This window comes from Streptomyces niveiscabiei (genome assembly GCF_001419795.1).
GTDB lineage: Bacteria > Actinomycetota > Actinomycetes > Streptomycetales > Streptomycetaceae > Streptomyces > Streptomyces niveiscabiei.
In genome coordinates, this window is sequence record NZ_LIRL01000844.1 from 1 (window position 1) to 2197 (window position 2197).

Annotated in this window: 1 protein-coding gene and 2 pseudogenes; all 3 read left to right on the top strand. The window is 70.7% G+C overall.

What is annotated here, in order from left to right; genetic code table 11:
* Positions 1-699: pseudogene (locus AOK24_RS35020) on the top strand (hypothetical protein); the annotation flags it as partial.
* Positions 696-1931 carry a cytochrome P450 family protein gene (locus AOK24_RS35025; protein ID WP_055724015.1) on the top strand — a complete coding sequence of 412 codons (1236 nt, stop codon included), beginning with the start codon at positions 696-698 and terminating at the stop codon, positions 1929-1931. The pseudogene AOK24_RS35020 and the gene AOK24_RS35025, both read left to right, overlap by 4 nt.
* An 83-nt stretch (positions 1932-2014) precedes the next feature.
* Positions 2015-2197: pseudogene (locus AOK24_RS52865) on the top strand (hypothetical protein); the annotation flags it as partial.

The following is a 2197-nucleotide window of genomic DNA, read 5'->3' on the forward strand; positions in this document are numbered from 1 at the left end:
TCGGTCGCCCTTCTCGGCCTGCTCAAGGAGACCGAGGGGGACGAGGTAGGCGCGATGTACTGGTACCGGAAGGCGGCCGACGCCGGGTCCCTCGAACTCGCGGAGCGGGTCGGCGCGTACCTCCTGCGCAGGCGCCGGGCCGAACAAGCCGTCCCCTACCTCCGCACCGCCGCCGACAAGAACCCCACCCCCACGGCCCACCGCCTCCTCGCCGAAGCCCACCTCGCCCTCGCCGACCGGTCCCTCCGCCGGTCCGCCGAAACCGGCGACGGGAACGCCGCCGCACAACTCGGCGCCCTTGAACTCCGCCTGGGCGATGCCTCCCGCGCGGCGCAGTACTACGCACGCAAAGAAGAGGACGTCCCCCTGGCCCGCAACCTCGCCGCCTACCACCTCCTGCGCGGCGAGACCGAGACCGCCCAGCCCTACCTGGAGCGCGCGGCCCACGACGGCGACGACCGGGCCGTCCGCATCCTGGACGACCTCCGCGCCGCCCCGCAGACCCTCCAGGACGCCGAGTCGTACTTCAGGGGTAGTACCGACCCCCAGGACCTCGCGCACCTCGGCGTAGTACTTGAGAGGTCGGGTCGTAGTACCGAGGCGCTACAGACGTACGACGAGGCCGCCGCACAAGGGGACGCCTTCGCCCAGGCCCGAGCCGAAGCGCTCCGGCGGAAACGGGATACCGTCGACGGGTGACCGACAGCACCCCCACCCTCTTCACCTGGGAGTTCGCTTCCAACCCGTACCCGGCGTACGCCTGGCTGCGGGAGCACGCCCCCGTCCACCGGACCACCCTCCCCAGCGGAGTGGACGCCTGGCTGGTCACCCGGTACGCCGACGCCAAACAGGCCCTCGCGGACACCCGCCTCTCCAAGAACCCGGCGCACCACGACGAACCGGCCCACGCGAAGGGCAAGACGGGCATCCCGGGGGAGCGCAAGGCCGAGCTGATGACGCACCTGCTGAACATCGACCCGCCGGACCACACGAGGCTGCGGCGGCTCGTCAGCAAGGCGTTCACCCCGCGCAGGGTCGCCGAATTCGCGCCGCGCGTACAGGAGTTGACGGACCAGCTCATCGACCGTTTCGCGGCGAAGGGCGAGGCCGACCTCATCCACGACTTCGCCTTCCCCCTCCCGATCTACGCGATCTGCGACCTGCTCGGCGTACCCCGGGAGGACCAGGACGACTTCCGGGACTGGGCCGGGATGATGATCAGACACGGGGGCGGCCCGCGAGGCGGAGTCGCACGGTCCGTCAAGAAGATGCGCGCCTACCTCCTCGACCTCATCCACCGCAAACGCGGCGACCTCGGCGACGACCTCATCTCCGGCCTGATCCGCGCCTCCGACCACGGCGAGCACCTCACGGAGAACGAGGCCGCCGCGATGGCGTTCATCCTCCTGTTCGCCGGCTTCGAGACGACCGTCAACCTCATCGGCAACGGCACGCTCGCGCTCCTCACCCACCCCGACCAGAGAGCCGGGCTCCAGAAGTCCCTGGCCGCCGGAGAAACCGCCCTCCTCGAAACCGGAGTCGAGGAACTCCTGCGCTTCGACGGCCCCGTGGAGCTGGCGACTTGGCGCTTCGCGACCGAGCAACTCACCCTCGGGGACCAGCACATCGCCCCCGGCGACCCGGTCCTCGTCGTCCTCGCCGCCGCCGACCGCGACCCGGCCCGCTTCGAGCACCCCGACACCCTCGACCTCGCCCGCCGCGACAACCAGCACCTGGGGTACGGCCACGGCATCCACTACTGCCTCGGCGCACCCCTGGCCCGCCTGGAGGGCCAGACCGCGCTCGCGACACTTCTCACACGCCTGCCGGACCTTCAACTCGCGGTGAGCCCGGAGGAGTTGAGGTGGCGGGGCGGTCTCATCATGCGTGGCCTGCGGACTTTGCCGGTGAGCTTCACGGCGACACCCTGAACGCCCCGCCCCGACGCAAACATGACACGCCCTCAACTCCGTGATCTTCACGTGATCTGCGCGGCATGAACTTGTGACAGGCGATCGTATGCCGATACGTTCACAAGCCGGAGCGGCCCACCAGCCGCCCCGCCCCCCACTGTCGTGAGAAAGGTGCCCGCATGCTCTCCGGGAACGGCCGCCACCGTCGACCCCGCCAGGCTCCGGCGCTCCTCGTCGCCGCCGGAGTGACCGGCACCGCGATCGCCATCCCGCTGCTCGGCGCG